Origin of the sequence: Pedobacter sp. ASV12 (assembly GCF_016429155.1) — a bacterium.
GTDB lineage: Bacteria > Bacteroidota > Bacteroidia > Sphingobacteriales > Sphingobacteriaceae > Pedobacter.
Genome location: NZ_JAELUC010000067.1, coordinates 1 through 23,777, shown reverse-complemented (window position 1 = coordinate 23,777; position 23,777 = coordinate 1). Strand labels below are relative to the sequence as shown.

The 23,777-nt window shown below is 44.1% G+C and carries 25 protein-coding genes and 1 tRNA gene; 7 read left to right on the top strand and 19 right to left on the bottom strand.

Annotation, left to right across the window (positions count from 1 at the left end; genetic code table 11):
• Positions 1-60: 60 nt before the first annotated feature.
• Positions 61-357, top strand: coding sequence for a DUF3892 domain-containing protein (locus tag JHD69_RS14715; RefSeq protein WP_370583498.1), 297 nt, complete (start codon positions 61-63; stop codon positions 355-357).
• 146 nt (positions 358-503) lie between these two features.
• Here the strand turns inward: JHD69_RS14715 and JHD69_RS14710 are convergent, their stop codons facing one another.
• On the bottom strand, positions 504-1,703 hold the full coding sequence (locus JHD69_RS14710) for a pyridoxal phosphate-dependent aminotransferase (RefSeq protein WP_199141102.1): 1,200 nt from the start codon (positions 1,701-1,703) through the stop codon (positions 504-506).
• 62 nt (positions 1,704-1,765) lie between these two features.
• On the bottom strand, positions 1,766-2,158 hold the full coding sequence (locus tag JHD69_RS14705; RefSeq protein ID WP_199141101.1) for a DUF1573 domain-containing protein: 393 nt from the start codon (positions 2,156-2,158) through the stop codon (positions 1,766-1,768).
• Positions 2,159-2,300: 142 nt separating this feature from the next.
• Between JHD69_RS14705 and JHD69_RS14700 the strand changes: the two genes are divergently transcribed.
• Entirely contained in the window at positions 2,301-4,724 is a 2,424-nt protein-coding gene (locus tag JHD69_RS14700; protein ID WP_199141100.1) for an alpha-ketoacid dehydrogenase subunit alpha/beta, read from the top strand.
• 144 nt (positions 4,725-4,868) lie between these two features.
• Here JHD69_RS14700 and JHD69_RS14695 read toward each other — a convergent pair whose 3' ends face one another.
• The 10 genes from JHD69_RS14695 to JHD69_RS14650 all read right to left on the bottom strand — a co-directional run bounded on the left by JHD69_RS14695 (position 4,869) and on the right by JHD69_RS14650 (position 13,784).
• The gene (locus JHD69_RS14695) at positions 4,869-5,474 is read right to left on the bottom strand and encodes a DUF1684 domain-containing protein (RefSeq protein ID WP_199141099.1); all 606 of its coding nucleotides are present in this window, start codon (positions 5,472-5,474) and stop codon (positions 4,869-4,871) included.
• Between the two features lie 214 nt (positions 5,475-5,688).
• On the bottom strand, positions 5,689-6,774 hold the full coding sequence (gene aroC / locus JHD69_RS14690; protein ID WP_199141098.1) for a chorismate synthase: 1,086 nt from the start codon (positions 6,772-6,774) through the stop codon (positions 5,689-5,691).
• Between the two features lie 89 nt (positions 6,775-6,863).
• Positions 6,864-8,117 (bottom strand): 3-phosphoshikimate 1-carboxyvinyltransferase, encoded by a 1,254-nt coding sequence (gene aroA / locus JHD69_RS14685; RefSeq protein ID WP_199141097.1) that lies wholly within the window; start codon positions 8,115-8,117, stop codon positions 6,864-6,866.
• A 76-nt stretch (positions 8,118-8,193) separates the two neighbouring features.
• Positions 8,194-9,333, bottom strand: coding sequence for a chorismate mutase (locus JHD69_RS14680; RefSeq protein WP_199141096.1), 1,140 nt, complete (start codon positions 9,331-9,333; stop codon positions 8,194-8,196).
• A 56-nt stretch (positions 9,334-9,389) separates the two neighbouring features.
• Positions 9,390-9,773 (bottom strand): nuclear transport factor 2 family protein, encoded by a 384-nt coding sequence (locus JHD69_RS14675; protein WP_199141095.1) that lies wholly within the window; start codon positions 9,771-9,773, stop codon positions 9,390-9,392.
• Position 9,774: 1 nt separating this feature from the next.
• Complete coding sequence (locus JHD69_RS14670; protein ID WP_199141094.1) at positions 9,775-10,611, bottom strand: prephenate dehydratase; 837 nt, start codon at positions 10,609-10,611, stop codon at positions 9,775-9,777.
• Positions 10,612-10,885: 274 nt separating this feature from the next.
• Complete coding sequence (locus JHD69_RS14665) at positions 10,886-11,488, bottom strand: hypothetical protein (RefSeq protein WP_199141093.1); 603 nt, start codon at positions 11,486-11,488, stop codon at positions 10,886-10,888.
• Between the two features lie 102 nt (positions 11,489-11,590).
• Positions 11,591-12,505 (bottom strand): sterol desaturase family protein, encoded by a 915-nt coding sequence (locus JHD69_RS14660; RefSeq protein WP_199141092.1) that lies wholly within the window; start codon positions 12,503-12,505, stop codon positions 11,591-11,593.
• 14 nt (positions 12,506-12,519) lie between these two features.
• Positions 12,520-13,578, bottom strand: coding sequence for a 3-dehydroquinate synthase (aroB, locus tag JHD69_RS14655; RefSeq protein ID WP_199141091.1), 1,059 nt, complete (start codon positions 13,576-13,578; stop codon positions 12,520-12,522).
• Positions 13,578-13,784: an RNA-binding S4 domain-containing protein gene (locus JHD69_RS14650; RefSeq protein ID WP_199141090.1), complete on the bottom strand. Its 207-nt coding sequence runs from the start codon at positions 13,782-13,784 to the stop codon at positions 13,578-13,580. Before JHD69_RS14650 ends, aroB begins: the two co-directional genes overlap by 1 nt.
• A gap of 97 nt (positions 13,785-13,881) precedes the next feature.
• Between JHD69_RS14650 and JHD69_RS14645 the strand changes: the two genes are divergently transcribed.
• Entirely contained in the window at positions 13,882-15,066 is a 1,185-nt protein-coding gene (locus tag JHD69_RS14645) for a proline dehydrogenase family protein (protein WP_199141089.1), read from the top strand.
• Positions 15,067-15,310: 244 nt separating this feature from the next.
• Here the strand turns inward: JHD69_RS14645 and JHD69_RS14640 are convergent, their stop codons facing one another.
• The 4 genes from JHD69_RS14640 to JHD69_RS14625 form a co-directional block, all read right to left on the bottom strand.
• Complete coding sequence (locus JHD69_RS14640) at positions 15,311-15,703, bottom strand: GreA/GreB family elongation factor (RefSeq protein ID WP_199141088.1); 393 nt, start codon at positions 15,701-15,703, stop codon at positions 15,311-15,313.
• Between the two features lie 104 nt (positions 15,704-15,807).
• Positions 15,808-15,957 carry a hypothetical protein gene (locus tag JHD69_RS14635; RefSeq protein ID WP_199141087.1) on the bottom strand — a complete coding sequence of 50 codons (150 nt, stop codon included), beginning with the start codon at positions 15,955-15,957 and terminating at the stop codon, positions 15,808-15,810.
• 141 nt (positions 15,958-16,098) lie between these two features.
• Entirely contained in the window at positions 16,099-18,303 is a 2,205-nt protein-coding gene (gene katG / locus JHD69_RS14630; protein WP_199141086.1) for a catalase/peroxidase HPI, read from the bottom strand.
• 178 nt (positions 18,304-18,481) lie between these two features.
• Positions 18,482-18,799, bottom strand: a complete 318-nt coding sequence (locus JHD69_RS14625; protein WP_199141085.1) for a DUF962 domain-containing protein — start codon at positions 18,797-18,799, stop codon at positions 18,482-18,484.
• A 63-nt stretch (positions 18,800-18,862) separates the two neighbouring features.
• On the opposite strand from JHD69_RS14625, the gene JHD69_RS14620 reads away from it, so the two are divergent.
• A complete protein-coding gene (locus JHD69_RS14620) occupies positions 18,863-20,122 on the top strand; it encodes a carboxypeptidase-like regulatory domain-containing protein (RefSeq protein WP_199141084.1) in 1,260 nt (419 codons plus the stop codon).
• 28 nt (positions 20,123-20,150) lie between these two features.
• Here the strand turns inward: JHD69_RS14620 and JHD69_RS14615 are convergent, their stop codons facing one another.
• Positions 20,151-20,786 carry an HAD family hydrolase gene (locus JHD69_RS14615; protein WP_199141083.1) on the bottom strand — a complete coding sequence of 212 codons (636 nt, stop codon included), beginning with the start codon at positions 20,784-20,786 and terminating at the stop codon, positions 20,151-20,153.
• Between the two features lie 67 nt (positions 20,787-20,853).
• Between JHD69_RS14615 and JHD69_RS14610 the strand changes: the two genes are divergently transcribed.
• A tRNA-Ile gene (locus JHD69_RS14610) sits at positions 20,854-20,927 on the top strand.
• Between the two features lie 72 nt (positions 20,928-20,999).
• Here JHD69_RS14610 and JHD69_RS14605 read toward each other — a convergent pair.
• Positions 21,000-21,149 (bottom strand): alpha/beta fold hydrolase, encoded by a 150-nt coding sequence (locus JHD69_RS14605; protein ID WP_199141082.1) that lies wholly within the window; start codon positions 21,147-21,149, stop codon positions 21,000-21,002.
• Positions 21,150-21,158: 9 nt separating this feature from the next.
• Positions 21,159-22,922, bottom strand: coding sequence for a tetratricopeptide repeat-containing sensor histidine kinase (locus JHD69_RS14600; RefSeq protein WP_199141081.1), 1,764 nt, complete (start codon positions 22,920-22,922; stop codon positions 21,159-21,161).
• A 10-nt stretch (positions 22,923-22,932) separates the two neighbouring features.
• Here JHD69_RS14600 and JHD69_RS14595 point away from each other — a divergent pair, with 10 nt between their 5' ends.
• Positions 22,933-23,352: an asparagine synthase-related protein gene (locus JHD69_RS14595; RefSeq protein WP_199141080.1), complete on the top strand. Its 420-nt coding sequence runs from the start codon at positions 22,933-22,935 to the stop codon at positions 23,350-23,352.
• 1 nt (position 23,353) lies between these two features.
• Positions 23,354-23,707, top strand: coding sequence for a glucosamine inositolphosphorylceramide transferase family protein (locus JHD69_RS14590; RefSeq protein ID WP_199141079.1), 354 nt, complete (start codon positions 23,354-23,356; stop codon positions 23,705-23,707).
• Positions 23,708-23,777: the final 70 nt, after the last annotated feature.

Sequence of the window (23,777 nt, the reverse complement as noted above, 5' to 3'; positions counted from 1 at the left end):
CCCCCCCCCCCCCCCCCCCCCCCCCCCCCCCCCCCCCCCCCCCCCCCCCCCCTTTTAGATGTGTATAAGAGACAGGCCACAAATGGTTCACACATCACGCATGTGTTAGCCCATTTGCCTAATGGTTCTGGAAGATTGTACAGAGGCCATATTTTAAGCAAAGATGATGTGATTAGCAATATGGCAAAAGGTCATGTGTACCAAACTGCTGTATATCGTTACACGGACGGAAATTGGCACAATGGAGCCGAAATTGGAAAAATAGTGATTAACCACGTTAATTACCTGCGTACCGATGCAGATAAGACGGCCAGCGACAATTTAGGCCATTTGCTTTTGATAGACGAGTTGAGGTAATTGTTTAAAGGCAAGAAATTGTGGGCTTTACCGGGTTTTCATTAAAAAGCCTCCCAATTTTGGGAGGCTTTTTATTTGTATTGTGCCGGAATAAGTTCGGGTTGCATGTTCTTGGTTCGCAAACCACCCATGCACTAAACCATCCACTAAAGTGTTCTTCCGGGATATTCTGTTAAAGCTTTTTCCAAGCAATCCATGGCGGCATTGAGGTCGGCAGTATTCAATACATAAGCCATCCTTAATTCGTTTTTGCCTGTACTTGGACTTGAATAGAAGCCTGTTGCCGGCGCCATCATTACCGTGGCATTATTATGCGCAAAGCTTTCCAGCATCCATTGGCAGAAAGCATCTGCGTCGTCGATAGGCAATTTGGCCACCACATAAAAAGCGCCACCCGGATTAGGGCAGAACACGCCTTCCATGTTGTTTAAACGCTTAACCAAAGTATCTCTGCGCAAGGTATATTCCTTATTTACTTCTTCAAAATAGCTGTCTGGGGTATCAACGGCGGCAGTTCCGGCAATCTGTTCCACCATACCCGGGCTTAAACGGGCCTGTGCAAACTTCAATCCCGAAGCAATAACTGCGGCATTTTTGGTGATCAAGCAACCCAAACGGGCACCACAGGCACTGTAGCGTTTAGATACGGTGTCCATAACCACTACGTTTTCGTCCAAGCCCTCCAGGTGCATCGGCGAAATAAACTCGCGTCCATCATAACAGAATTCGCGGTAAGCCTCGTCAGAAAACAGGAACAAATCGTACTTCAAACACAAGGCTTTTAAGGCTTCCAGTTCTTCTTTCGAATACAGATAACCGGTTGGGTTATTCGGGTTGCAGATGATGATGGCTTTGGTTTTTGGCGTAATCAGCTTCTCGAACTCGGCAATGGGAGGCAACGCAAAACCATTTTCGATGTACGAAAGGATGGGCTTAACTACCACGTTGCTCATACAGGCAAAACCATTGTAATTGGCGTAAAAAGGCTCAGGGATAATGATTTCATCGCCTTCGTTTACGCAGGTTTGCATGGCAATGGTAATGGCTTCCGAACCGCCAACGGTTACCAAAATGTTTTCGGGCTTAATGTTGTAGCCCAATTTGTTGTAATATTCGGTGAGTTTGGTCCTATAGGCTAAGGTACCTTCAGATGGGGTATAGGCCCAAACATTAAAATCTATGTTCTTTACGGCATTAAGCATGCCTTCTGGTGTAGCAATATCTGGCTGACCAATGTTTAAATGGTAAACTTTTTTACCCGCCGCCTTGGCCTTGTCGGCAAAAGGAGTGAGTTTTCTAATAGGGGAAGCGGGCATTTGGAGCCCTTTTTCTGATATTTTTGGCATGGCACAAAAATAAAAAACCCCGTTGGATTAACGGGGTTTTTGTTTAAATATCTTCAAGAATTTTACTTGGTCGATCCATTGACCGATTCGCCTTTGATATAAAGCACCTTGGTGGTTGTCCTGGCATTTGAAGTCAGGGTGATGGCTTTATTGAAAGGAAGTGGCGATCCTGCAGGGGTTAAGGTTACCTTTACAAAGCCTTTTTCGCCTTTTTTGACAGGAGTTTGGGTATATTCTGAAACGGTACAGCCACAAGTGGTTTCCACTTTCGAGATGATCAGCGGTGCATCGCCTTCATTGGTAAAATTGAAGGTAAAGCTAACCGGTTTGTTCAAGACTACTTTCCCAAAATCATGGGTTTCGGTTTCGAACTTAAACTCTGCAGGCTTGGTCTGTGCCTTGGTGGCAAATCCTACGCCCAGCATCAACGTAAATAACAAAATTAAATTTTTCATCTTTCTTCGGGTTTAAACAAATTTAATTGTTTTAAAGCTTAATACAAAAACTATTCCAAACTATTCTACCATTTAAATTACATTGGAGTATTCGGCGCTATTTAGAAAGAATCGTATCTTTGTGCCCTAACCAATACCGCTTATGATGTCAAATAGCAAGCTAATGACCAATCAGATTGATGCTTCAGAATTGAGTTTCGACGACTTTAAAACCATAGTAATCAACGACTATAGGATAGCAGTAGAGAGCCGCCAGGCGAGTTTGCTGGGTCGAAAGGAAGTGTTAACTGGTAAGGCCAAGTTTGGTATTTTCGGCGACGGCAAGGAGGTGCCTCAATTGGCTATGGCCAAGGCCTTCAAAAATGGCGACTGGCGTTCGGGTTATTACCGCGACCAAACTTTTGCCTTTGCTACGGGTATTGCCACATTGAAAGAATTTTTTGCGCAACTGTATGCAAATCCAAGTGTCGAAGCTGATCCTTCTTCGGCCGGCCGACAAATGAACTGCCACTTTGCTACACGTTCGCTAAACGAAGACGGTTCTTGGAAAGACCTCACGCAGGTAAAGAACTGCTCGTCTGATATTGCGCCAACCGGCGGACAAATGGCCCGTTTGGTGGGCTTGGCTTATGCTTCCAAGCTGTTTAGGCAAAATCCTGAACTCGATTACCTTAAAAACTTCTCGGTAAACGGCAACGAAGTGGCTTTCGGAACCATCGGCAACGCATCGACTTCGGAAGGCGTATTTTTTGAAGCCATCAATGCTGCGGGTGTTTTGCAGGTGCCTATGGCCATTTCGGTTTGGGACGATGCTTATGGGATTTCGGTTCCGGCCAAATATCAAACCACTAAAGAAGATATTTCCGAGATCCTAAAAGGATTTCAGCGCGAAGAAGGCACCAACGGCTACGAAATATTCAAGGTAAAAGGATGGGATTATCCCGCTTTATGCGAAACTTATCAAAAAGCGATTGAAGTATGCCGTACCGAGCATGTACCGGTTTTGATACACGTTACAGAGGTGACCCAGCCACAAGGGCACTCTACTTCGGGCTCGCACGAACGCTATAAAGACAAAGACAGGTTAGCGTGGGAAAAAGAGCACGATTGTATTGTACAGATGCGCAATTGGATGATCGAATCGGCAATTGCTACCGACGAAGAGCTGATCCAATTGGAAGACGAAGCCAAAAAACATGTTCGCGAAGTGCAAAAAGAAGCCTGGAACGAGTTTTTGGAAAGCATTAAGGAAGAGCAAGCTCAAGTAATCAACATGATCAATGCTTTGGCCAATGGCAATCCGGTGCTTGCTAAAATCGCTTCGCAATTGGCTTCTACACCCGATGCATTGAGAAGGGAAGTGATGAATGCCGCCAGAAAAGCCATTCGTCAGAGCGTCCATTCACTCTCGCCAGCGCGTGATGTACTGGTAAAATGGTACCAGGAACAGGCTGGCGTTAACGAAGAAAAATACAGCTCAAAACTATTTACCGATGGCAAGGAAAGTCCTTTTGCGGTAGAAGTTGTGGAGGCCGTTTATACCGAAAACAGCAAAATGATCGATGGCAGGGAGGTATTGAATGCCTGCTTCGATTCTAATTTTGCCAGAGACCCACGTTTAGTAGCTTTTGGCGAAGATTTGGGTAACATCGGCGATGTAAACCAGGGCTTTGCCGGTTTGCAGGCCAAATATGGCGAATTGCGCGTAACCGATACGGGCATCAGGGAAATGACCATTGCGGGCCAGGGCATAGGTTTGGCCATGCGTGGCTTAAGGCCGATTGCCGAAATCCAATATTTGGATTATTTACTGTTTGCTCTCAACGTATTGAGCGATGATTTGGCCAGTTTATCTTACCGTACCAAGGCTGGACAAAAAGCGCCGGTAATTGTGCGTACTCGCGGACACCGTTTGGAGGGGGTTTGGCACTCAGGTTCGCCGATGGCCATGATTTTGGGCTCTTTGAGAGGCATGCACATTTGCGTACCGCGCAACATGACCCAGGCGGCAGGCATGTACAATACTTTATTCAGGTCAGACGAACCTGCTTTGGTGATCGAATGCCTCAACGGCTACCGTTTAAAAGAGAAATTGCCCGAAAATGTGGGCAGTTTTACCGTTCCTTTGGGCAAGGCCGAGATTTTGAGAGAAGGAACCGATTTAACCGTGGTAACTTATGGTTCCACCTTGCGTATCGTAGAGGAAGCTGCCGAAGAACTGGAGCAAATGGGTATTTCGATTGAAATTATTGATCCGCAAACCCTTTTACCGTTCGATACCGATCAGGTTTGTGCTAAATCGTTGCAAAAAACCAATAAATTGCTAGTGATAGACGAAGATGTTCCGGGAGGCGCAACGGCATTTATTATGCAGCAGATTTTAGAAGAACAAAAAGGCTATTATAAGCTAGATGCCCAACCAAAAACCCTAACGGCTAAGGCCCATCGTCCGCCTTATGGCTCTGATGGCGATTACTTTAGCAAACCATCAACCGACGACGTGATGGAAGCGGTTTACGAAATCATGCACGAAAGCAATCCGGATAAGTTTCCTAAGCTGTTTTAGTTAGGTGTTTAGGTGGTTTGTTGTTTAGGTTGTAGTTAACGGGTGATAGGAAATAGGCTTACCTACTACTATTATACTAGCGACCAACTACTCTGTTGTCCTTAATTCGATAACTGGAAACCTACAACTCGTAACCCACAACCCCTAAGGATGTTTCTTCTCGCCCTTGTACAATTTTTCGCCGGCTTCGATGGCTATGGCCAAATCGTTTTCTTCGGGTGGAATAGGGCACCGGTAGCCCGAGCTATAGGCGCAGTAAGGATTGTAAGCTTTGTTAAAATCGATTTCGATTTGGCCGTTTTTAATGGTTTTTAGATCCAGATCGATGTAACGGCCACCCCCATAAGCACTTTTGTTGTTGGTTTCGTCGGTAAAAGGCAGAAACAAAAGGTCTTTATATTGGGGATGCTGCAACAAGGCAATGCTACGGTATAAAGTGAGGGTCAGCGCCTGACCGTTTAACTTAAAATCTACTTTTGCATAGCGAATATAATCGGCTGTGGTGCCTGCATAGGTTGGCATTTTGAAAGCTTTCTGGTTGTTGAGCAGAGAAACTTTGGCTTGTACCCGGTAATTGCTGTCGGGCTTAAAGAAATCGAGGTTAACGAGGTCGGCTTCTTTTAATGGCGAACGTTCTTCCTTCAGAAAATCGGCTTTGTAGGCTTCGCGATGCTGTGCTATGGTTTGCTGATAATTTTGGGCATTGGCTGCCACACTAATTAGGAACAGGAAGAAAAAAAGATATTTCATAAGCCAAATATAGGTTTATTGTTCATGAATGCAATTGACATCAGGGTTAACCGAAAAGAAAGAAGGCTAGCTAATCCTTGCAATTAAACAGAGCTATATGCAAAAAAGCCCGGATCAAATCCAGGCCCTTTTAGGCTATCGCATATGATTACCCGTGGCTAGCCGTTCCTCCTCGTCATGACGATTGATGGACTATGGCCAATCTATCAAAAAACTATAACTTCGCGCTTCTTTGCCTTAACAAATGATCGGCCAGCACCAAAGCGGCCATGGCTTCTACAATAATTACCGCCCTGGGCACCACACAAGGATCATGGCGGCCCTTGCCTTTAATCTCGGCCGCTTCACCAGCGGCATTAACCGTTTGTTGGTTGTGCATAATCGTAGCTACGGGCTTAAAGGCAACCGTAAAATTGATGTCCATACCATTACTGATGCCACCTTGAATGCCTCCAGAGAAGTTGGTTAGTGTAGAAGGTTTTTCGCCAGCTATAAAAATATCATTGTGTTCAGATCCGCGCATTTCGCTGCCTGCAAAGCCCGATCCGTATTCGAACCCATGGACGGCATTGATACTGAGCATGGCCTTGCCTAAATCGGCATGGAGCTTATCAAAAACAGGTTCACCTAAGCCAACCGGACAGTTTTTAATTATGCAACCCACCTTACCACCAACAGTATCGCCATCTTTGCGTACCGAGTCGATAAAATCGATCATTTCTTTGGCTGTGGCCGGATCGGCACAGCGAACAATATTTTCTTCGCGAGTGGCGAGTGCTTCGGTTAGGTTATTGGAATTGAAATTTGGCGCATTGATTTGTCCAACGGCCGTTACATGTCCAAAAATCTCGACCTCAAAATGTTTCAACAACAATTTGGCAATAGCTCCGGCAGCTACGCGGGCCGCGGTTTCGCGAGCCGAAGAACGGCCGCCACCGCGGTGGTCGCGGATGCCGTATTTGGCATCGTAGGTATAATCGGCATGCGAAGGACGGTAAACATCTTTGTTGTGCTCGTAGTCTTTCGAACGCTGGTCTTCGTTAGGAATCAACAGGCTGATCGGTGTTCCGGTACTCTTGCCTTCAAAAATGCCTGAAAGCACCTGTACGGTATCGCTTTCCTTGCGTTGCGTGGTGATTTTCGATTGTCCAGGCCTGCGCTTATCCAATTCCGATTGCACAAAATCAAGGTCTATGGTTAATCCTGCCGGACAACCATCGATAATTACGCCAATAGCCACGCCATGCGATTCGCCAAAAGTAGTAATCTTGAATAACTTTCCGAATGAGTTTCCTGCCATTTTTCTAGTATTGAGTATTGAGTATTGAGTATTGAGCTCTCATCGAATACAATTTTATATTTTAATTTAAGCGCCTTACGCAAATCGCATTACGCTGTACCCATATTAAAACCAGCCTTCGCCAAGTCTTTCCAAAAATAAGGATAAGATTTGTCAACCACGTGTTCGTCTTCGATTTCTACAGTGGCGATTTTGAGAGCCAAAGGAGCAAAAGCCATGGCCATGCGGTGATCTTCGTAAGTGCTGATGCTGATTTTATCGGGGAAATGAAGCCCCGAGCAATCTAACTTATAGCTGAAGTTTTTCTCGATAAATTTTACACCGATCTTGGCCAGCTCGGTTTGTAGCGCTAACACGCGGTTGGTTTCCTTAATTTTGAGGGTTTCCAGGCCCGTAAACGTCGCATCGTGGCCCAAAGCGGCACAGATAACCACTACAGTCTGCGCCAAATCGGGACATTCCTTCATATCGAAGATTTTGCGTTCTATTGGTTTAGGTTCTTTTTTGAGCAATACCCCACCGTTTTTAAACTGCGAAGTAATGCCAAAGTTGGCCATAATTTCGGTGATTTTGCTATCACCCTGCAAGCTGTAGCCGTTTAGGCCCGGCAAAAAGATTTCGGCTTCGTCGGCCAATGCCGCAATGGCATACCAGTAAGAGGCTGCGCTCCAATCGGGTTCTACATAAAGCTTGGCAGGTTTGAACTGTTGCGGTGCAATGCTGATTACATTTTCCTGCCACCCATGTACAATGCCTGCCTGTTCTAACATGGCTAAGGTCATTTCCACATAGGGCTTGGAAGTGAGTTCGCCCTCTATTTCCAGGCTAAGGCCCTGGGGTAGGCAAGGAGCAATCATGAGCAGGGCAGAAATGTATTGGCTGCTGATGTCGCCTTTGATTTTTACACTGGCTTGGCTTTGTTCAAAAGGACCTCCAATATGCAGGGGAGGGAAGCCTTCGTTTTCGGCATAGCTGATTTTGGCGCCGATGCTTTGGAGCGCCTCAACCAAAATGCCGATTGGCCTTTGCTTCATGCGTTCGGTTCCTGTCAGCAGAAAATTACCCGATTGTAGGCTCAAAAAAGCTGTTAAAAAACGCATGGCTGTACCTGCAGGGCCAATGTCGACAGTGAGTGTTTCATTTTTATTTTCGGCGATAGCTTTTAATTTGGCATCCAAAGTCACCGTGTCGGCCGCTACAGAAAGGTTCTCTACGCCAACGGTTCCTTTGCTCAGTGCCGAAATGATCAATGCCCTGTTGCACTCGCTTTTAGAGCCGGTTAGCCTGATTTCGGTATTGATTTGTTTGTTCCCTTCGAAAGAAAGCAATAGGTTTTTAGACATTTTTTGGGGTTGAATGAGGTGGGCTATTATCCAAAATCGTCACCCCGAGCTTGCCTCGGGATGACAATTGGTTATATTATGCTTTGGCTTCGGCGTGGGCTTCGGCTGCAATTCCTTCTTCGGCTTTGCCTGCATTCATGATTTCGGTTTGTTTGCGGATCGATTCGCCGTGGATCAATTCCAATAATTTTTCGGTAAAATTCAAGTCCAATTTCAGGGCTTTGGCAAAAGCAGTACGTTTTTTCATGATTTCGTCCCAACGGTTTACCTGCAGAATGGTTACGCCGTTATCTCTTTTGTATTCGCCGATTTTTTGGGTAATGCCCATGCGTTCGGCCAGTTTTTGGAATACCAAATCATCAATTTTATCAATTTGGGCTCTCAAATCGGCTAATTTATCCGTAAAATCTTCGTTTTTCGATTCGGGTTTGCGTAGGGTGAAATTGTTAACGATATCGGCTAGTGCCGCTGGAGTTACTTGTTGTTTGGCATCGGTCCAAGCTACCGAAGGATCGATGTGCGATTCGATCATCAAGCCTTGCATATCCAAATCCAATGCTTTTTGCGCTACGTAAGAAATCAAGTCGCGGTTGCCGCAAATGTGGCTCGGATCGTTGATGATCGGCAATTCAGGGCACAAGGTTTTCAATTGGATGGCCATTTCCCACATCGGTTCGTTGCGGAAGGCACTTTTCTCGAAAGAAGAGAAACCACGGTGAATGGCACCCAATTTAGTGATTCCGGCTTTGTTGATGCGTTCTAAAGCCCCAATCCATAATTGCAAATCAGGGTTAACCGGATTTTTAACCAATACCGGGATATCAACGCCTTGCAAGGCATCGGCAATTTCCTGTACGGTGAACGGATTTACGGTTGAACGGGCACCAATCCATAAGATATCAACGCCAGCGGCCAAAGCCTCTTCCACGTGCTTGGCATTGGCTACCTCAACGGCTGTAGGCAGGCCGGTTTCTGCTTTGGCGCGTTTCAGCCATTCCAAACCAATGCTGCCGATGCCTTCAAATTCTCCCGGACGGGTACGTGGCTTCCAGATACCTGCTCTCAACACGCTTACTTTGCCAGTTGCGGCCAACAAGTGCGCGGTAGATAGCAATTGCTCTTCAGTTTCTGCACTGCATGGTCCAGAGATTAGTAAAGGTTCGTTTTTTACGCTGATCCAGCTGTTCAGAGGTTGGATGTTTAATTGTAATTTCATTTTTCGGGGGTTATTGGGGTTTTATGATTCTTTTTAATTTAATACTATTTTAATGCTTAACTAAAGTCCTCTATTTTAACGATTTGATTGTCGTTGTTAAAATGGAAGACCGATTTTCCTTTCAAACTCAAACTGTCGCCTTTTTTTAAAGTTTCAGCAAGATCCTGTGCCAAAACGGCATCGTATTGGATCTCCGCTTTTATGGTTTCGCCTTCTTCTGCAAGCTCCATAATTTGTTGTTTCCGTTCGCTAAAGAGGGTGGTGGCCAGTTGCGCCTGTTTTTCAAATTCGTCAACACCATTTAAACTCAAGGTAAGTTCTCCGTTGCTAAAGTTGTTAAAGACAATTGTCGATGCTAGATCGGTTAATATACCTTTGGTGTCGTAGCTGTTGTAAGCTTTGATGTAGTTTTCGATGATATGCTGACGTTGCGTTTCCATTTTATACCTTGTCGTTTTTTTGGTACTCGCCCATGATGTTGAAGTTTACGGTGTATTTGAGGGCCTTTCTAATGGCAGTATCGTAGTTTTCCATGTTGGTCCACTCCATGTCTACGTAAAAATAATACTCGTTTCTTTTGCCCAGCACCGGCATAGATTGTATTTTGGTCAAGTTTACGTTGAGCTCGGCAAAAAGGTTGAGCACTTTGGCCAAAGCACCTACATGGTTGCCTACCTGAAAACAGATGGAAGCCTTGTTGATTTCCTTGATGTCCTCTGTTTTATCTTTCTTTAAAATAAGGAAACGCGTAAAGTTCTTTTTGTTTGATTCGATGCGGCGTTCGATGATATTGAGTCCATATAATTCGGCAGCCAGGGTGTTGGCAATAGCTACGGTATCTTTCAGTTGCTCGTCCCTGATTTTCTTGGCACAGGCGGCGGTATCATTGCTTTCAATGACCTGAATGGCTGGGAAATCGTCAAAAAAGTCAACACATTGCCTGATGGCAATAGGATGGGAAGTAGCAAATTTAACGTCTTCGAACTTAACACCGGGCAAGGCCATCAGATGGAGCTGGATCGGCAGGTAAACCTCGCCGGTTACGGCAAAATTATATTCTCTGATCAAGGTATAGTTAGGCAATAAGCTACCGGCAATAGAGTTCTCGATGGCCATGATCACATAATCAGCTTCGCCTTTTTCCAAGCTCTCGCAAGTTTGCTTAAAAGAGTTGCACTCGATGGTTTCGATGTCTCTGCCGAAGAATTTGAATGCGGCCTCTTCGTGGAACGATGCCTTGATACCTTGGATGGCTACCTTTGTTTTTGGTGTTTTCATTGACGTTTTTGCGTTAAAACAAAAAAGTCCCGGCGGTATGCCGGGACTTTTTATATACAAATATTCTTTTGCTATTTTTTGCATACTAGTCCCGGCTCTTACTAAAGTAGTAAAAGTAGCCGAACCAATATGTAGTTGTTAAATTCATTTTTTGCTTTATGGTGTCAAATGTACACACCCGAATTTAATTTGTCAAGAGCGAAGTGAAAATAATTTGAACAAAATTAAATTTTGTTGTTTGTGAAGCCTTTTTCAAGAAGGTCAGAAGATGAGCTTATTGCACCGCTTTTACCGCTTTTTCGACAAAGGAAAGAGGGAACTCGCCAAAATAGCTGCTGTACTTTCCGGTTTTGGATATGGCTACGAAACTTTGGCAGGGGTAATGGTATTTAAAGAATGATTTTTCTACCAGCGCTTCAGGGTCTTTGATCCATTTGTCTGGAATGTTACCGGTCGAACTATCGAAGTCTTTGTACACAAAAATGAGATGGGCATCTGATTGCTTTTGCAGGCTGCGGTAATAGGAAGTGGATTTTGAAAGCGAAATCGTTTCGTTGCACTTATCTTTTCCGGGATAATAAATAATAACCAGGGGTTTTTCGGTGTCTATTTTTTTGCCACTTGCTTTTTCTATGGCTGAAACCAGTTTGGCATAGTCTGCAAATTGTCCATTTTCCTCCCTTTCAATGAGTTTGCGATGGTTTGTAGAATCGCCAACAATGTCCAATACTTGATTGGTAGCCCGACGCTCTTTAAATTTTTTCTCGGTGATGGGCCTGTTTTTAGTGTCGAAATATTTAATGTTTTCGCTTTGCTGGGCAGCGGTAAGCCTAGCTAAAAGAAACAATTGGAAGATTAACAGGGCAAATGTTTTCATGGGCGTTTAATTTGGTACAATATAGTGTTTTATAGACAACAGCCCAACGACAATGGTCTATACCCATAAAAACCTACACCATTAAAAGGGAAGTATTATCGACTAAACGCTTTCTTTCTTTGCCCGTTGCTCGGCCTCTCTCAGCTCTCTTTGCATCACCTTGGCAATTTGGGTACTGCCATCGTGGCTCCATCCCGGAGGGTTGAATACATATTTCACCTTGTCCCAAAAAGTAGGTGCTTTTTTCACATCCTGTGCCAAGGCAATCCACTCGTGGAAAACGATGTTGCTGAACTTCGAATCGTCGGGTTGCTTGGTTAAGCCGTATTTGATTTCTTCCTGCGGTACTTCTGCCTGAAAAGTGCCGAACCACCTGTCCCATAGAATAAGCACCATGCCCATGTTTTTGTCCAAATAGCGTACGTTGCTGGCATGGTGCACCCGGTGGTGCGATGGGGTAACGAAAATATACTCGATAATAGGGTGGAGCTTGCCCACGGTTTGGGTGTGCACAATGTTGCCATAAATTTGGGTTACCAAATAGGCAAAAAGCACATCTAGTGCATTGAAGCCCATAAAGGCCAAAGGCAGGTAGAAAAACACCCTGTACAAAGGTTCAAAAACTGTTGAACGGAAGCCTGTAGTAAGGTTGAAATATTCTGAGGAATGGTGGGTAACGTGCATGGCCCAGAAAAAGCGTACGTAATGGCCCACGGTATGCAGAAACCAGTATAAAAAATCTTGTGCCAGGATCAGCACGATCCAGTACAGCCAAACATTTTCGATCTGGAACAAGCGGTAGTTTTCGTAGCAATACTGCAACAGAAAAAAGGTAGCCGTTTTCATGGTCAGGTTAACCAAAACCGCTGCCAACATGAGGTAGATATTGTTTAAGGTATCTTTTTTGGTATACAGCTTACGGTCGTGGGCATAGCTAAAATACATTTCGACCAAGGTCAAAACAATTACCCCTCCAAATAAAGTGCCTACAGAAATATCGCTGCCGGTAAATGTCATACGTTGTTCTTAACTTATAATGAATTGTAATAATTTAAGCTTTCCAGGATATCGGCATCCGTAACCTTGCAATTGTAGGTACATTGGCCAATTTTATCAAGCAGAGAGAACAGGATAAAGCCTTCTTCGTTCTTTTTGTCGCTTTGCATCAGCTCGATCAGCTGGGCAAAACTGTCTTCCTTGATCTGGTATTTAGGGTAGATGCTTACGATATAGTTGCTGATGTCATTGAGTTCTCCTTGGCCGAGGTTGCAGTACTTGGCCGAAAGAAATGCTTCGCAAATCATGCCAATGGCAATAGCTTCGCCATGCGTTAACGGTTTTTTGTCGTTGGTTAGGGCATAGCTTTCAACAGCGTGGCCGATGGTGTGGCCATAATTCAATATTTTGCGCAAGCCTTTTTCAAAAGGATCGGCGGTAACTACCTCGTGCTTAATTTCTACCGAACGGTAAATGTCGTCTGATGAAACGGTCTGGTAAGCTACGTTTTTAAGCGCCTGGTAGTAGGCTGCATCTGCGATCAATCCGTGTTTGATCATTTCTGCAAAGCCCGAAAGCATTTCTCTTGTAGAAAGGGTTTGCAAGAAGGCATTTTCGATAAAAACAGCTTGTGGCAAAGCAAAAGTGCCCACCATGTTTTTTACGTTGTCGATGTCGATACCGGTCTTGCCACCTACAGAAGCATCAACCTGCGAGAGCAGGGTGGTAGGAATATTGATGAAATCGATCCCTCTTTTATAGGTCGAGGCAATAAAGCCACCCATGTCGGTAATCACGCCACCACCCAGGTTAATCATCAGGCATTTGCGGTCGGCACCGAAATCCAATAGCGTTTTCCAAATGCCGATGCAAAAATCGATGTTTTTGTTTTCTTCGCCCGGATCGGTTTCAATGATGTCGAAATCTTCCAGTTCGTCTAAATATTCCCTAAACAAAGGCAGGCAAAGTTCGGAAGTGTGGCTATCGGCGAAAACAAAAACCTTGCTATAGTTGCGTTGCGCCAAAAGCTCTTTTAAAGGGACAAGGCCCGATTCGAAATAAATGGAATGTCCGTCGCAGTTGATCGTTTTCATTATTCGACTTCAATTGTTTTGCCCATAAATTCTACCTTGTCGCCTTGGCGAACTTTTAGTCGTTTGCGGCGGTCTACCGTACCATTGTACTTGACCAGGCCATCTTCCACCACCATTTGTGCCTCGCCGCCACTTTGAACCAGCGAAACAGCCTTTAAAAGGGCTATTAGCGGAATGAATTCGCCTTCTAGTTTGAATTTTATCATTGCGCTGCAAATTTACAATTATTTGCAGAGTGTTTTAGCTAAAGAATCATTGTTATTTATATTTTTGCACTCGTCTGACCAAGTAAAATACACTTCAATGGAAACACACCCCGCAAGAAAAATCAATTTTGACAATACAGAAATCGCTTTCCGCAATAAATCCAATGCCGAACTGAACCAAGCCTATTGGTTGTTCAAGATCATCGGCAACAACTTCCTCACCAAAATAGGCCCTCCCATTACCAACTTCATGCTCAATATTGGCTTTCCGATCAAAGGAGCCATTAAAGCAACCATATTTAAGCAGTTTTGTGGCGGAGAAACTATTCAGGATTGCGAGCATACCATTGAGCAATTGCATTTGGGCAAGGTGGGTACGATTCTGGATTATTCGGTAGAAGGCGAGGAGGAAGAAGAAGTATTTGATTTTACCTGTGAGGAAATTATCCGCACCATTTTAAGGGCCGATGGCGATCCGCGCATCCCGATTACCGTATTCAAGGTAACTGGTATCGGCCGTTTTGCCTTGTTGGAAAAACTCGATGCCAAGCAAACCTTAACCGCTGATGAAACGACCGAATTTGATCGCGTTAGAAAGCGTTGCGAAAAAATATGCCAAACGGCTTTTGATAAACAGGTGCCGGTAATGATCGATGCCGAAGAGACCTGGATCCAAGATACCATCGATATGCTGGCCTTGGAAATGATGACCAAGTTTAACCAGCAAAAGCTGATTGTTTACAATACCTACCAAATGTATAGGCATGATAAATTGGCCGATTTGCAGGCTGATTACCTGATTGCCAAAGAAACCGGGTTTATCCTGGGCGTTAAAATGGTACGTGGAGCCTACATGGAAAAAGAGCGCAAGCGTGCGGCCGAGATGGGCTATCCATCGCCCATACAGCCTGATAAAGCCAGTACCGATCATGATTATGACGAATCGCTGAGGTTCTGTGTAGCACATATCGACCAGATTGGTTTCGTTTGTGGTACGCACAACGAAGAAAGCAGCCGTTTGCTTACCGAACTGATGGACGAAAAGCAGATTCCGCATAACCACCCGCATGCTTTTTTTGCCCAGTTGCTGGGCATGAGCGATAACCTGAGCTTTAACCTTTCTGATGCCGGCTATAACGTAGCCAAATATGTGCCGTACGGGCCAATCAAAGCGGTAATGCCGTATTTGTTCAGGAGAGCGCAGGAAAATACTTCTGTTGCCGGGCAAACCGGAAGGGAACTGGGCCTCATTAGCAAGGAAAAGGCGAGGAGGAGGATTTAGCGGTTAGTCTATGGTCGATAGCCTATAGTTAACAGTCCATGGTCCAATCAGTTAATCGTTTATCATTGGTTGTTACAAATGATAAGCAGGCCAGCTATTTCAATACAAAATAGCCAAGGGCAAGCCAGGCCAAACCCTTGGCTAGAAAAAAAATAAAGCCCCAGAAACCAAATCTTTTGGCCCATTTTTTTATTTTTTCTTTGCTTTCTGGTTTCATATGCAATAAAGCAGGTTCGTTGATACCCTATAATTCGTTGGTGGCCAGCTTCCGAACTGAAATGATTTTGTAGGCCTTAATGCCATCGGGCATTTCCCAGTTGATCAAATCGCCGGTTTGGTAGCCCAGCAAAGCTATGCTGATAGGGGCAAAGATAGATACTTTCTGCTGTTTGATATCGGCATCTTTGGGCAAAACCAATTTAAAGACAAATTCCTGACCATTATCAGTGCTTTCAATCTTAGTCTCTGTGTATAAGGAAACTACGTCGGCAGGCAACTGCTCATCATCGAATATTTTGGCATTTTTGATTTCTTCCCTCAGGCGCTGTTTGTTGTAGTCGCTCATGATGGCTTTTTCTAAGTGTTCGCTCAGAAATTTGTAGTCGCTTTTAGACAATAAAATGGATTTGGTGTTCATCTTAAGATAAATTAAAGTGAATGGATGGCCCAATGCAAAGGCATGGCATTAAAATAAGAGGTGGTTATCCCCCGAAATCAAGAAAAAGCTGTAGGATCCGGGGTTTATTGAATGAAGTCTTTACGCTGGTTAAGGGCGATGGGCTTCAATGAAATGCTGGCAAAAGGCAATTGATAAACGGCAATAGGCATACGCGTTCCGCTCTTCGGATTGAAGAGGCGGACAATCGTTTGAAGTATGTTCCTTTTGCTCATGGCTACAAATATGGCTTTGTTATTTGTGAAAAGCAAAAAAAGGAAGAAACTTTACAAACGACGGATGCTGCTTCAAAAGCCAAAGCCCACATTTGGCGTGCAAATGCGGGCTTTGGCTATGCTGAAGTACGAAGTTGTTAGCTAGGCCAGATCGAACCGGTCGAGGTTCATCACTTTGTTCCAGGCGGCTACAAAATCGGTTACGAATTTTTGCTGCGCATCGGCACTGCCATAAACTTCGGCCACTGCCCTCAATTCTGCATTCGAGCCAAATACCAAATCGGCGCGGGTAGCGGTCCATTGAGTTTCGCCGGTGCTGCGGTTGCGGCCTTCAAAAAGCTCCTGGTCGTCGCTTATGGCTTTCCAGGCTGTTTCCATATCGAGCAGGTTGATGAAGAAATCGTTGGTCAGTACATGTTTGCGCTTGGTGAAAACGCCATGTTGGCTACCATCGAAATTGGTGCCTAGTACGCGCAATCCCCCGAGCAATACGGTTAGCTCAGGTGCAGTAAGCGTTAATAATTGTGCCTTGTCAATGAGCAAAGCCTCTGTCGAAACCGGATATTTCGTTTTCCTGTAGTTGCGGAAACCATCGGCACCTGGCTCTAGGAATGCAAAAGAATCAATATCGGTCTGTTCTTGCGAGGCATCTGTACGGCCAGGCGTAAAAGGTACTTCAATGGCATGGCCTGCATCTTTGGCTGCCTTTTCTACCCCCGCACATCCAGCCAGGACAATCAAATCGGCAAGCGATACTTTTTTGCCTCCATTTGCTGCGGCATTAAACTCGTTTTGGATGGCTGTAAGCTTATCCAATACCTTCGCTAGTTGGGTAGGGTTATTAACCAGCCAGTATTTTTGAGGCGCAAGACGGATGCGTGCCCCGTTTGCCCCACCACGTTTGTCTGAACCGCGGAAAGTAGAGGCCGAAGCCCAGGCTGTTGATACCAGTTCTGGAATTGATAGGCCCGAATCTAATATTTTCGCTTTTAAGGCGATGCTGTCGTTGCCATCGATCAATACATGATCTACTGCCGGAATTGGATCTTGCCAAATGAGTTCTTCGCTGGGTACCTCTGGACCTAAATAGCGCGATACCGGCCCCATATCGCGATGGGTAAGTTTAAACCAGGCACGGGCAAAGGCATCGGCAAACTCATCTGGATTTTCGAAGAAGCGTCTTGAAATTTTTTCATAAGCTGGGTCGAACCTTAACGAAAGGTCTGTGGTTAACATGGTTGGCAGCTGTTTTTTCGAGGCGTCGAAAGCATCAGGAATAATTGGGCTGGCATTTTTGGCTACCCACTGGTGTGCGCCGGCCGGACTTTTAGAAAGCTCCCATTCAAAGTTAAATAGGTTTTCGAAGAAATTGTTGCTCCATTGGGTAGGGGTGGTTGTCCAGGTCACTTCCAAGCCACTAGTAATGGCATCTTTGCCTACGCCCGTGCCGAAAGTACTGGCCCAACCCAAGCCTTGGCTTTCTAGGTTGGCTGCTTCTGGTTCTTTGCCAACATGGGTTGCCGGACCTGCTCCATGTGTTTTGCCAAAAGTATGTCCGCCGGCAATCAGCGCAACGGTTTCTTCATCGTTCATGGCCATGCGGGCAAAGGTTTCTCTGATGTCGCGGGCAGCGGCAATCGGGTCTGGGTTTCCTGCCGGACCTTCGGGGTTTACATAAATCAATCCCATCTGTACGGCGCCAAGCGGATCTTCAAGGTTGCGATCGCCACTATACCTTTTGTTGTCGCCAAGCCAGGTGGTTTCATTGCCCCAAAATACATCTTCCTGCGATTCCCAAACATCTTCGCGTCCGCCAGCAAAGCCAAAGGTTTTAAAGCCCATCGATTCGAGGGCCACGTTGCCGGTTAAGATCAACAAATCGGCCCAAGATATTTTACGGCCATATTTTTGTTTGATTGGCCAAAGTAATCTCCTGGCCTTGTCTAAGCTCACATTGTCTGGCCAGCTGTTTAAAGGGGCAAAACGTTGCTGTCCGGCTCCTGCGCCACCACGGCCATCGCCCACGCGATAGGTGCCTGCGCTATGCCAAGCCATTCTGATAAATAACGGGCCGTAATGGCCAAAATCGGCTGGCCACCATTCCTGCGAGTCGGTCATCAAGGCATGAAGGTCTTTTTTTACCGCTTGGAGGTCTAGGGTTTTAAACGCCTCGGCATAGTTAAAGTCTTTGTCCATTGGATCGGACAAGGTAGAGTGTTGCCTTAAGATATTCAGTTTCAGCTGATTTGGCCACCAGTCGCGGTTTCTGGTGCCGCCACCGCCTATATTTTGCTGATTTGCTCCGTGAAAAGGGCATTTGCTGCCTTCGTTAGCGTTGTTTTCCATGTTTAATGCGTTTTAATAATCGAACAGTTATTTTGTGTAAACTACTTGTCTCCAAATGCTTGGTGCAAAGCTTGCAAAAGCTTTTAAATGCTATTTTTTGCTTTGTTAACCGAGGTAAAGATAGCCGGGATGGTACCCGTTATCAAACTGCTTTTCTCTATGTGCGTATAGGCAAAAGCTATTTAACCTTAAATGGTTGTTGGCCGCTCAGCAAATCCCAGAACAGCAAAAAATCGCTCATCAAACTATAGCCAGGGTATTTAAAAGTGGCGGGTTTATTCTTCTCGAAGAAAAAATGCCCCACCCAGGCAAAGCCATAACCGATAAAGGGAATGGCCACCAAAAAGCGCCAATTGTGGAATAATACGGCTGCAATCAGTGCCAGGATCAGCAATGCCGTTCCGATAAAATGCAAGATGCGGCTGGTCGAATTTTGGTGTTCGCTCAGGTAAAAAGGGTAAAATTCCTTTAGGGATGTAAATCTTTTTTCGTTCATCTCTTAAAAATTAGCGGTTAATTTTCGATATTGAAGCAGCTGAAAAAAAGCTTTCCTAAATTTATGAAAAAATATTTACTCTTTTTGCTCTTCTTTGCCTCTATGGCTGTGCAAGCCCAGACTTTGATTAAAGGCCAGGTAAATGATGAAAAAACCAAGAAGCCTTTGCAAGGAGTTAATGTGTATGTAAACAACAGCACGCTCGGAACAGCTACAGACCAAGATGGCAAGTTCGCATTTTCGGTGCCTTTCAACGGGAAAATAGAGTTGGTGTTTTCTTACATTGGCTATAATAAAAACACAATAATTTTAGAGAGTCAGGATGTCAATGAATTAGCAGTTGAACTAAAGCAGCAAAGCAATACTTTAAATGAGGTGGTTATCAAGGCCACAAAAAGCAAAAGCGGCAATTTCGATAAATGGGGCCCTTTATTCAGTAAGCTTTTACTGGGCAACAGCCATAGCTTTGTAGCTGGATGTACCATTAAAAATCCAGAAGTACTGGTGTTTTATTTTGATCAACTTACTAATCAGTTGGCTGTTTATGCAAAATCGCCGCTTATTATCGAAAACCGATTAACCGCCTATCGTATAAAACTAGATTTTGATAATTTTAAATACGACTTTAATACTTATGTGCTCGAATGTAGCTATTCGGCATTTTTTGAAGAAATGAGCCGTCCAAAAGACAAAGAAGCGACCGTAGTAATGTGGAGGCATATGGCTTATTATGGTTCGCAAATGCATTTTATGAGAGCGCTTCACGCTAATGAGCTAACTCGCAATGGATATGTGGTTTATGTTTATAAAGCGATACAAAACAAGGAGAAGGAAAGAGTATCAAAAATTATTCAGCAAAAACTTACAGAAAACTCGGTTACTCAAAGTAGCGTAGTTTACGATATCGGCAAGCTTTTTAAAATACGGGATACAGCTAATTATTACAAGATGATCATGAAGCAGGAAGATGTACTGTCTGCCGATACTGTTAGGACCAATATTAAAAGATATTCTTCGCTTAATAGGCAACTGGATATCATTTCTTTTAAATCTAAAGATTCGCTGATGATAAATTACCAGATGTTTTTAGATCGGAATAACAAGTTGGTTACGCCAGAAAATTTGGAAAAATGGAAGATGAAAGACTTTAAGGCGAAAAATAAAGGCCTTGTTACTATTTTTTATTTTGTTGGGGATGAGGGGATTAATGTTCAGCGTACGGGCTATTATCCTGAAACTGGCTTATACATGTACAATGATATGTTTGATCGGCGGATTTCGCAGCTTTTGCCTTGGGATTATGACCCGGACAAGGGAGGATAGCAGCTGGCCGTTAGCGGTGGCAGGTTAGCTATAAAATTCCGTGCTGTTGCAAAAACGTACGTAGCTTTTCGGGATGCACATCCATTAAAAGGGTATTTAGGCCGGCTTTTTTGGCACCTTCAATGTGTTGCGGACTATCGTCTATAAACAGGGTTTCGCTTGGATTGAGGTTGTTTTCTCTGATCACCTGCTCAAAAATATTGACGTTGGGCTTGCGCAGTTTCATGTGCTGCGAGAAATAGGCCTTTTCAAAATGATTATCATAATTCTCTATGTCGAATTCCTTTCTCAGGTAATTGATGATCCAGTTATAGTGGATTTCGTTGTTGTTGCTCAATAAGAAGGTACGGTATTTTTCCTTCACATCGAGCAGTACCTGGTGGTTGTCTTCAGAAACGCCGATCAAGAGGCTGTTCCAGGCTTCGTCAATTTGGACATCGCTCAGGTGTGGATTGCCTGCAGCCACGCGGATGCCATCGCGAAACTGATCGGGGCTAATGCCGGCTACTTCAAAATCGTCGAAAAGGCTGTTGTGGCTCTGGTGGGCAAAAAATTGTTCGGTGTTATGGATACCGAGCTGTAAGAGTGCGTTTTGGGTACGTTTAAAGTTGATTTCGAAGATTACGTTGCCATAATCGAAAATAATATTTTTTATATTTTCCATAAAAAGGGTTTCCAAAATTCGTTGCAAATATGTAACATTGCACTCGCAAAACCTAATTGGTTTTTCAGGGCCTATAGCTCAGTTGGTTAGAGCGCCGGACTCATAATCCGTCGGTCCCAGGTTCAAGTCCTGGTGGGCCCACAAAGCCACCCATTCATTTGGGTGGCTTTTTTTTATCCAGCTATTTTTTGCAAAGCTAATTCTTGCTTTTCTTTAACGAATGTCCAAAAATTCCAGGATGAGCTGATTAAGCTGGTTTGGTTGTTCAAAAGGTACGTAATGGGTTGAGTTGGGCATGATCTGGTGACGAATGCCTTCTATCACCATGTAACGATCGTCTACCACAAAAACGCCTATTGTCATCGCTTGCTCTTAAATATTAATTTCTATCATTACCGAAGTGCCTTTACCCGGGTTCGATTGCAGATCTACACGCCCTTTTAAAAACTCTACACGGTTTTTAATGTTAGGCCAGCCCATTCCGCCAGATTGCTTCAAAACAGCCGCGTCAAAGCCATTGCCGTCATCTTCTACCGTCACCGCTAGCAGTTTTTCCTGTGCCGATTGATGCAACTGCACCAATACATTTTTGGCGTTGGCATGTTTGATGGTATTGTTCAACAGCTCCTGTACGATACGGTAAATGGTAACCGAAGTGGTTTGTGCTATTTCGGCTTGTTGCATGCCTACCGACTGGTAGCTCACGTGCACCACGCCACTACGGTCTATCTCGGTGCAAAACTCTTTTAGCGCGGCATCGAGCCCGTATTTTACCAGTACTTCTGGCATCATGTTATGAGCTACACGGCGCATTTCTTTAATAGAGCTGTCTAACATATCAATGCTACGCTCAAAAGCATGGGCATTTTCTGGGGTCATGATTAGGTTTTCTTTCACGGTGTTTAATGAAAATTTGATGCCGCTGAGCATGCCGCCCAATCCATCATGTAAATCTTTGGCTAGGCGGGTGCGTTCTTGTGCTTCGCCCCTCAGTACGGCCTCGGTTGCAGTAAGTTGTTTTTCGGTTTCCAGCTCATCTATTTTTGTCTGTTGCAATTTCTGGCGATGCTTATAGTTGCGGTAACTGAGTATGAGAATGGCTAAAAAAGCAATGGTTCCGGCTATTAAAAAGTAGTTCAAAATGTTTTTTTGCCTTATTTCTGCAGTTTGTAATTTGATTTGGCTTTCTTTTTTCTCTGTTTCAAATTTTACTTCTTCATTGGCGTGTTTTTGAGCCATCGATTCGGTAAAAATATCTTCTCTAATTTTTGTAGCTTCTCTTTGATATTGAGATGCTAAAGCATAATTATGCTCTGCGTTCAGCACATTGGAAAGACTTTGCAATAGGGTACCTCTGGCTTCTTTATAATCGTTGGCCTTGCTGATGTCGAGTGCTTTAAAAAGTAATTCTTTGGCTTTAGCATGTTGGTTTGTTTTTAAATAATAAACCGCCAAATTCTGGTAGCAAGACATGATGTTGAAGTTATCGGCTATTTTAATGGCTGTTGCCAGTCCTTTTTCGGCATAATATTTTACCTCGTCTAATTTGTTTTGCCTATCCATAATTTCTACAATTCCTTCGCAATTCATAGCTACAAAACTTGGAAAGTTGTATTTATCGCAGAGCATTAAACTTTCTTTATAGACCTTAAGTGCTTTTACATCCTGACCTAATGCATCGTAGGCATTGCCCAGATTGAGTAAGGTAGAAGTGAGACTTTTGTAATTCTTGTTTTTTCTGTCCAAGGCTTCTGCTTTCTCGCCAAATTCTATCGATTTCTTGTAGTCCTTGATCATCAAGTAGTTGGCGGCCATACTCGCATTTAAAGTGGCTCTTGTTTTAGATGAAGTATCCAACCGTTCTATAATACGTACTCCCTTTAAACTATATTCAATCCCTGTTTCGTAATCTGATTTGAAATTGTAGCGCTCTCCCAAGGTAAAGTAGGCTACGCCCATGCTAAAAGAATCTTTCGTTTCTGTAGCAATTTTAAGAATTTGTTTGCCGTACGCTATAGCTGAGTCATGTTGCGTAAGCGTTGCAAATATGTACATCATTCTTTTGTTGTACTTGAGTTTACCAGCGGTATAGTTAAGTTTATCGCTTAGGCGACCACCCTCTCTAGCATAATTCATAGCCTTTTTCATGTCATGGTCTTCGAGTTCTAAGGTAAGGGCACCACTAATGGATTACAGGGTAATAGAGTTTGCCCGCAGCTTGCCCACTGCCTTTAAATACCAGAACGGACACCAAAAACTGATCTTAAAAGATATCCTGTTCGAAAAAGTTCCGGCCGCCTTTTTTAACCGGCCCAAAGCAGGCTTTACCATGCCTTTTCAGCATTGGTTCAGGAACGAACTTAAAGAATATGTAAGAGACAATTTAACCAGAGAAAGACTCAAAAATATTCCCGGTATCCATATTAAGAGAACGGAGGAGATCATTCATGAGCACATGACCGGCAAATGGAACCGCTATCCACAAATTTGGAAACTGCTGGTCCTTTCGCAATGGTTATCGAAAAACCAGCGCGCAGCTCAGCCTGAATTGCTTAATGCCTACTGAAATGCTAAAGTTTTTGTTAAACAAGCTGTTCTTGGCCGACAAGTGGAATATCGGGGTGGTTGATCAATCAGTCGGTAATCTGATCGAAAAAAAGGAACTGAATGCTATTGAATGGCTAAAAGAAGATAGGGCAGATTATGCTGCGGATCCCTTTATCGTTAATGTTGGCGACCAGATTAAAATCTACTACGAAGAACTTAATTTTTGGCATGGAAGGGGTGAAATCATGGTGATGGAGAACCTTGATTTTAAAACCAAGAACAAAGTAGGCGGCATTAGGCCTTCTTCAATCCACCTATCTTATCCATACCTCATCGTAAAAGAACAGTATTTATATTTTATTCCAGAAACATAGAAAGCCAAGGAAGTTGTGCTTTAACAGGTAGATGAACTAAACCCCGCGCAATTGATACAGAGTACGGTAC

What these genes read in the sequence shown, in the direction of transcription:
- JHD69_RS14605 (WP_199141082.1), bottom strand. Translation starts at nt 21,149, where the DNA reads ATGACAATAGGCGTTTTTGTGGTAGACGATCGTTACATGGTGATAGAA.
- JHD69_RS14620 (WP_199141084.1), top strand. Translation starts at nt 18,863, where the DNA reads ATGAAAAAATATTTACTCTTTTTGCTCTTCTTTGCCTCTATGGCTGTG.
- JHD69_RS14700 (WP_199141100.1), top strand. Translation starts at nt 2,301, where the DNA reads ATGATGTCAAATAGCAAGCTAATGACCAATCAGATTGATGCTTCAGAA.
- JHD69_RS14660 (WP_199141092.1), bottom strand. Translation starts at nt 12,505, where the DNA reads ATGACATTTACCGGCAGCGATATTTCTGTAGGCACTTTATTTGGAGGG.
- katG (WP_199141086.1), bottom strand. Translation starts at nt 18,303, where the DNA reads ATGGAAAACAACGCTAACGAAGGCAGCAAATGCCCTTTTCACGGAGCA.
- JHD69_RS14675 (WP_199141095.1), bottom strand. Translation starts at nt 9,773, where the DNA reads ATGGAAACGCAACGTCAGCATATCATCGAAAACTACATCAAAGCTTAC.
- JHD69_RS14635 (WP_199141087.1), bottom strand. Translation starts at nt 15,957, where the DNA reads ATGAGCAAAAGGAACATACTTCAAACGATTGTCCGCCTCTTCAATCCG.
- JHD69_RS14680 (WP_199141096.1), bottom strand. Translation starts at nt 9,333, where the DNA reads ATGAAATTACAATTAAACATCCAACCTCTGAACAGCTGGATCAGCGTA.
- aroA (WP_199141097.1), bottom strand. Translation starts at nt 8,117, where the DNA reads ATGTCTAAAAACCTATTGCTTTCTTTCGAAGGGAACAAACAAATCAAT.
- JHD69_RS14710 (WP_199141102.1), bottom strand. Translation starts at nt 1,703, where the DNA reads ATGCCAAAAATATCAGAAAAAGGGCTCCAAATGCCCGCTTCCCCTATT.
- JHD69_RS14590 (WP_199141079.1), top strand. Translation starts at nt 23,354, where the DNA reads ATGCTAAAGTTTTTGTTAAACAAGCTGTTCTTGGCCGACAAGTGGAAT.
- JHD69_RS14595 (WP_199141080.1), top strand. Translation starts at nt 22,933, where the DNA reads ATGTCATGGTCTTCGAGTTCTAAGGTAAGGGCACCACTAATGGATTAC.
- JHD69_RS14625 (WP_199141085.1), bottom strand. Translation starts at nt 18,799, where the DNA reads ATGAACGAAAAAAGATTTACATCCCTAAAGGAATTTTACCCTTTTTAC.
- JHD69_RS14615 (WP_199141083.1), bottom strand. Translation starts at nt 20,786, where the DNA reads ATGGAAAATATAAAAAATATTATTTTCGATTATGGCAACGTAATCTTC.
- JHD69_RS14650 (WP_199141090.1), bottom strand. Translation starts at nt 13,784, where the DNA reads ATGATAAAATTCAAACTAGAAGGCGAATTCATTCCGCTAATAGCCCTT.
- JHD69_RS14695 (WP_199141099.1), bottom strand. Translation starts at nt 5,474, where the DNA reads ATGAAATATCTTTTTTTCTTCCTGTTCCTAATTAGTGTGGCAGCCAAT.
- JHD69_RS14670 (WP_199141094.1), bottom strand. Translation starts at nt 10,611, where the DNA reads ATGAAAACACCAAAAACAAAGGTAGCCATCCAAGGTATCAAGGCATCG.
- JHD69_RS14640 (WP_199141088.1), bottom strand. Translation starts at nt 15,703, where the DNA reads ATGAACACCAAATCCATTTTATTGTCTAAAAGCGACTACAAATTTCTG.
- JHD69_RS14705 (WP_199141101.1), bottom strand. Translation starts at nt 2,158, where the DNA reads ATGAAAAATTTAATTTTGTTATTTACGTTGATGCTGGGCGTAGGATTT.
- JHD69_RS14665 (WP_199141093.1), bottom strand. Translation starts at nt 11,488, where the DNA reads ATGAAAACATTTGCCCTGTTAATCTTCCAATTGTTTCTTTTAGCTAGG.
- JHD69_RS14600 (WP_199141081.1), bottom strand. Translation starts at nt 22,922, where the DNA reads ATGAATTATGCTAGAGAGGGTGGTCGCCTAAGCGATAAACTTAACTAT.
- JHD69_RS14645 (WP_199141089.1), top strand. Translation starts at nt 13,882, where the DNA reads ATGGAAACACACCCCGCAAGAAAAATCAATTTTGACAATACAGAAATC.
- aroB (WP_199141091.1), bottom strand. Translation starts at nt 13,578, where the DNA reads ATGAAAACGATCAACTGCGACGGACATTCCATTTATTTCGAATCGGGC.
- aroC (WP_199141098.1), bottom strand. Translation starts at nt 6,774, where the DNA reads ATGGCAGGAAACTCATTCGGAAAGTTATTCAAGATTACTACTTTTGGC.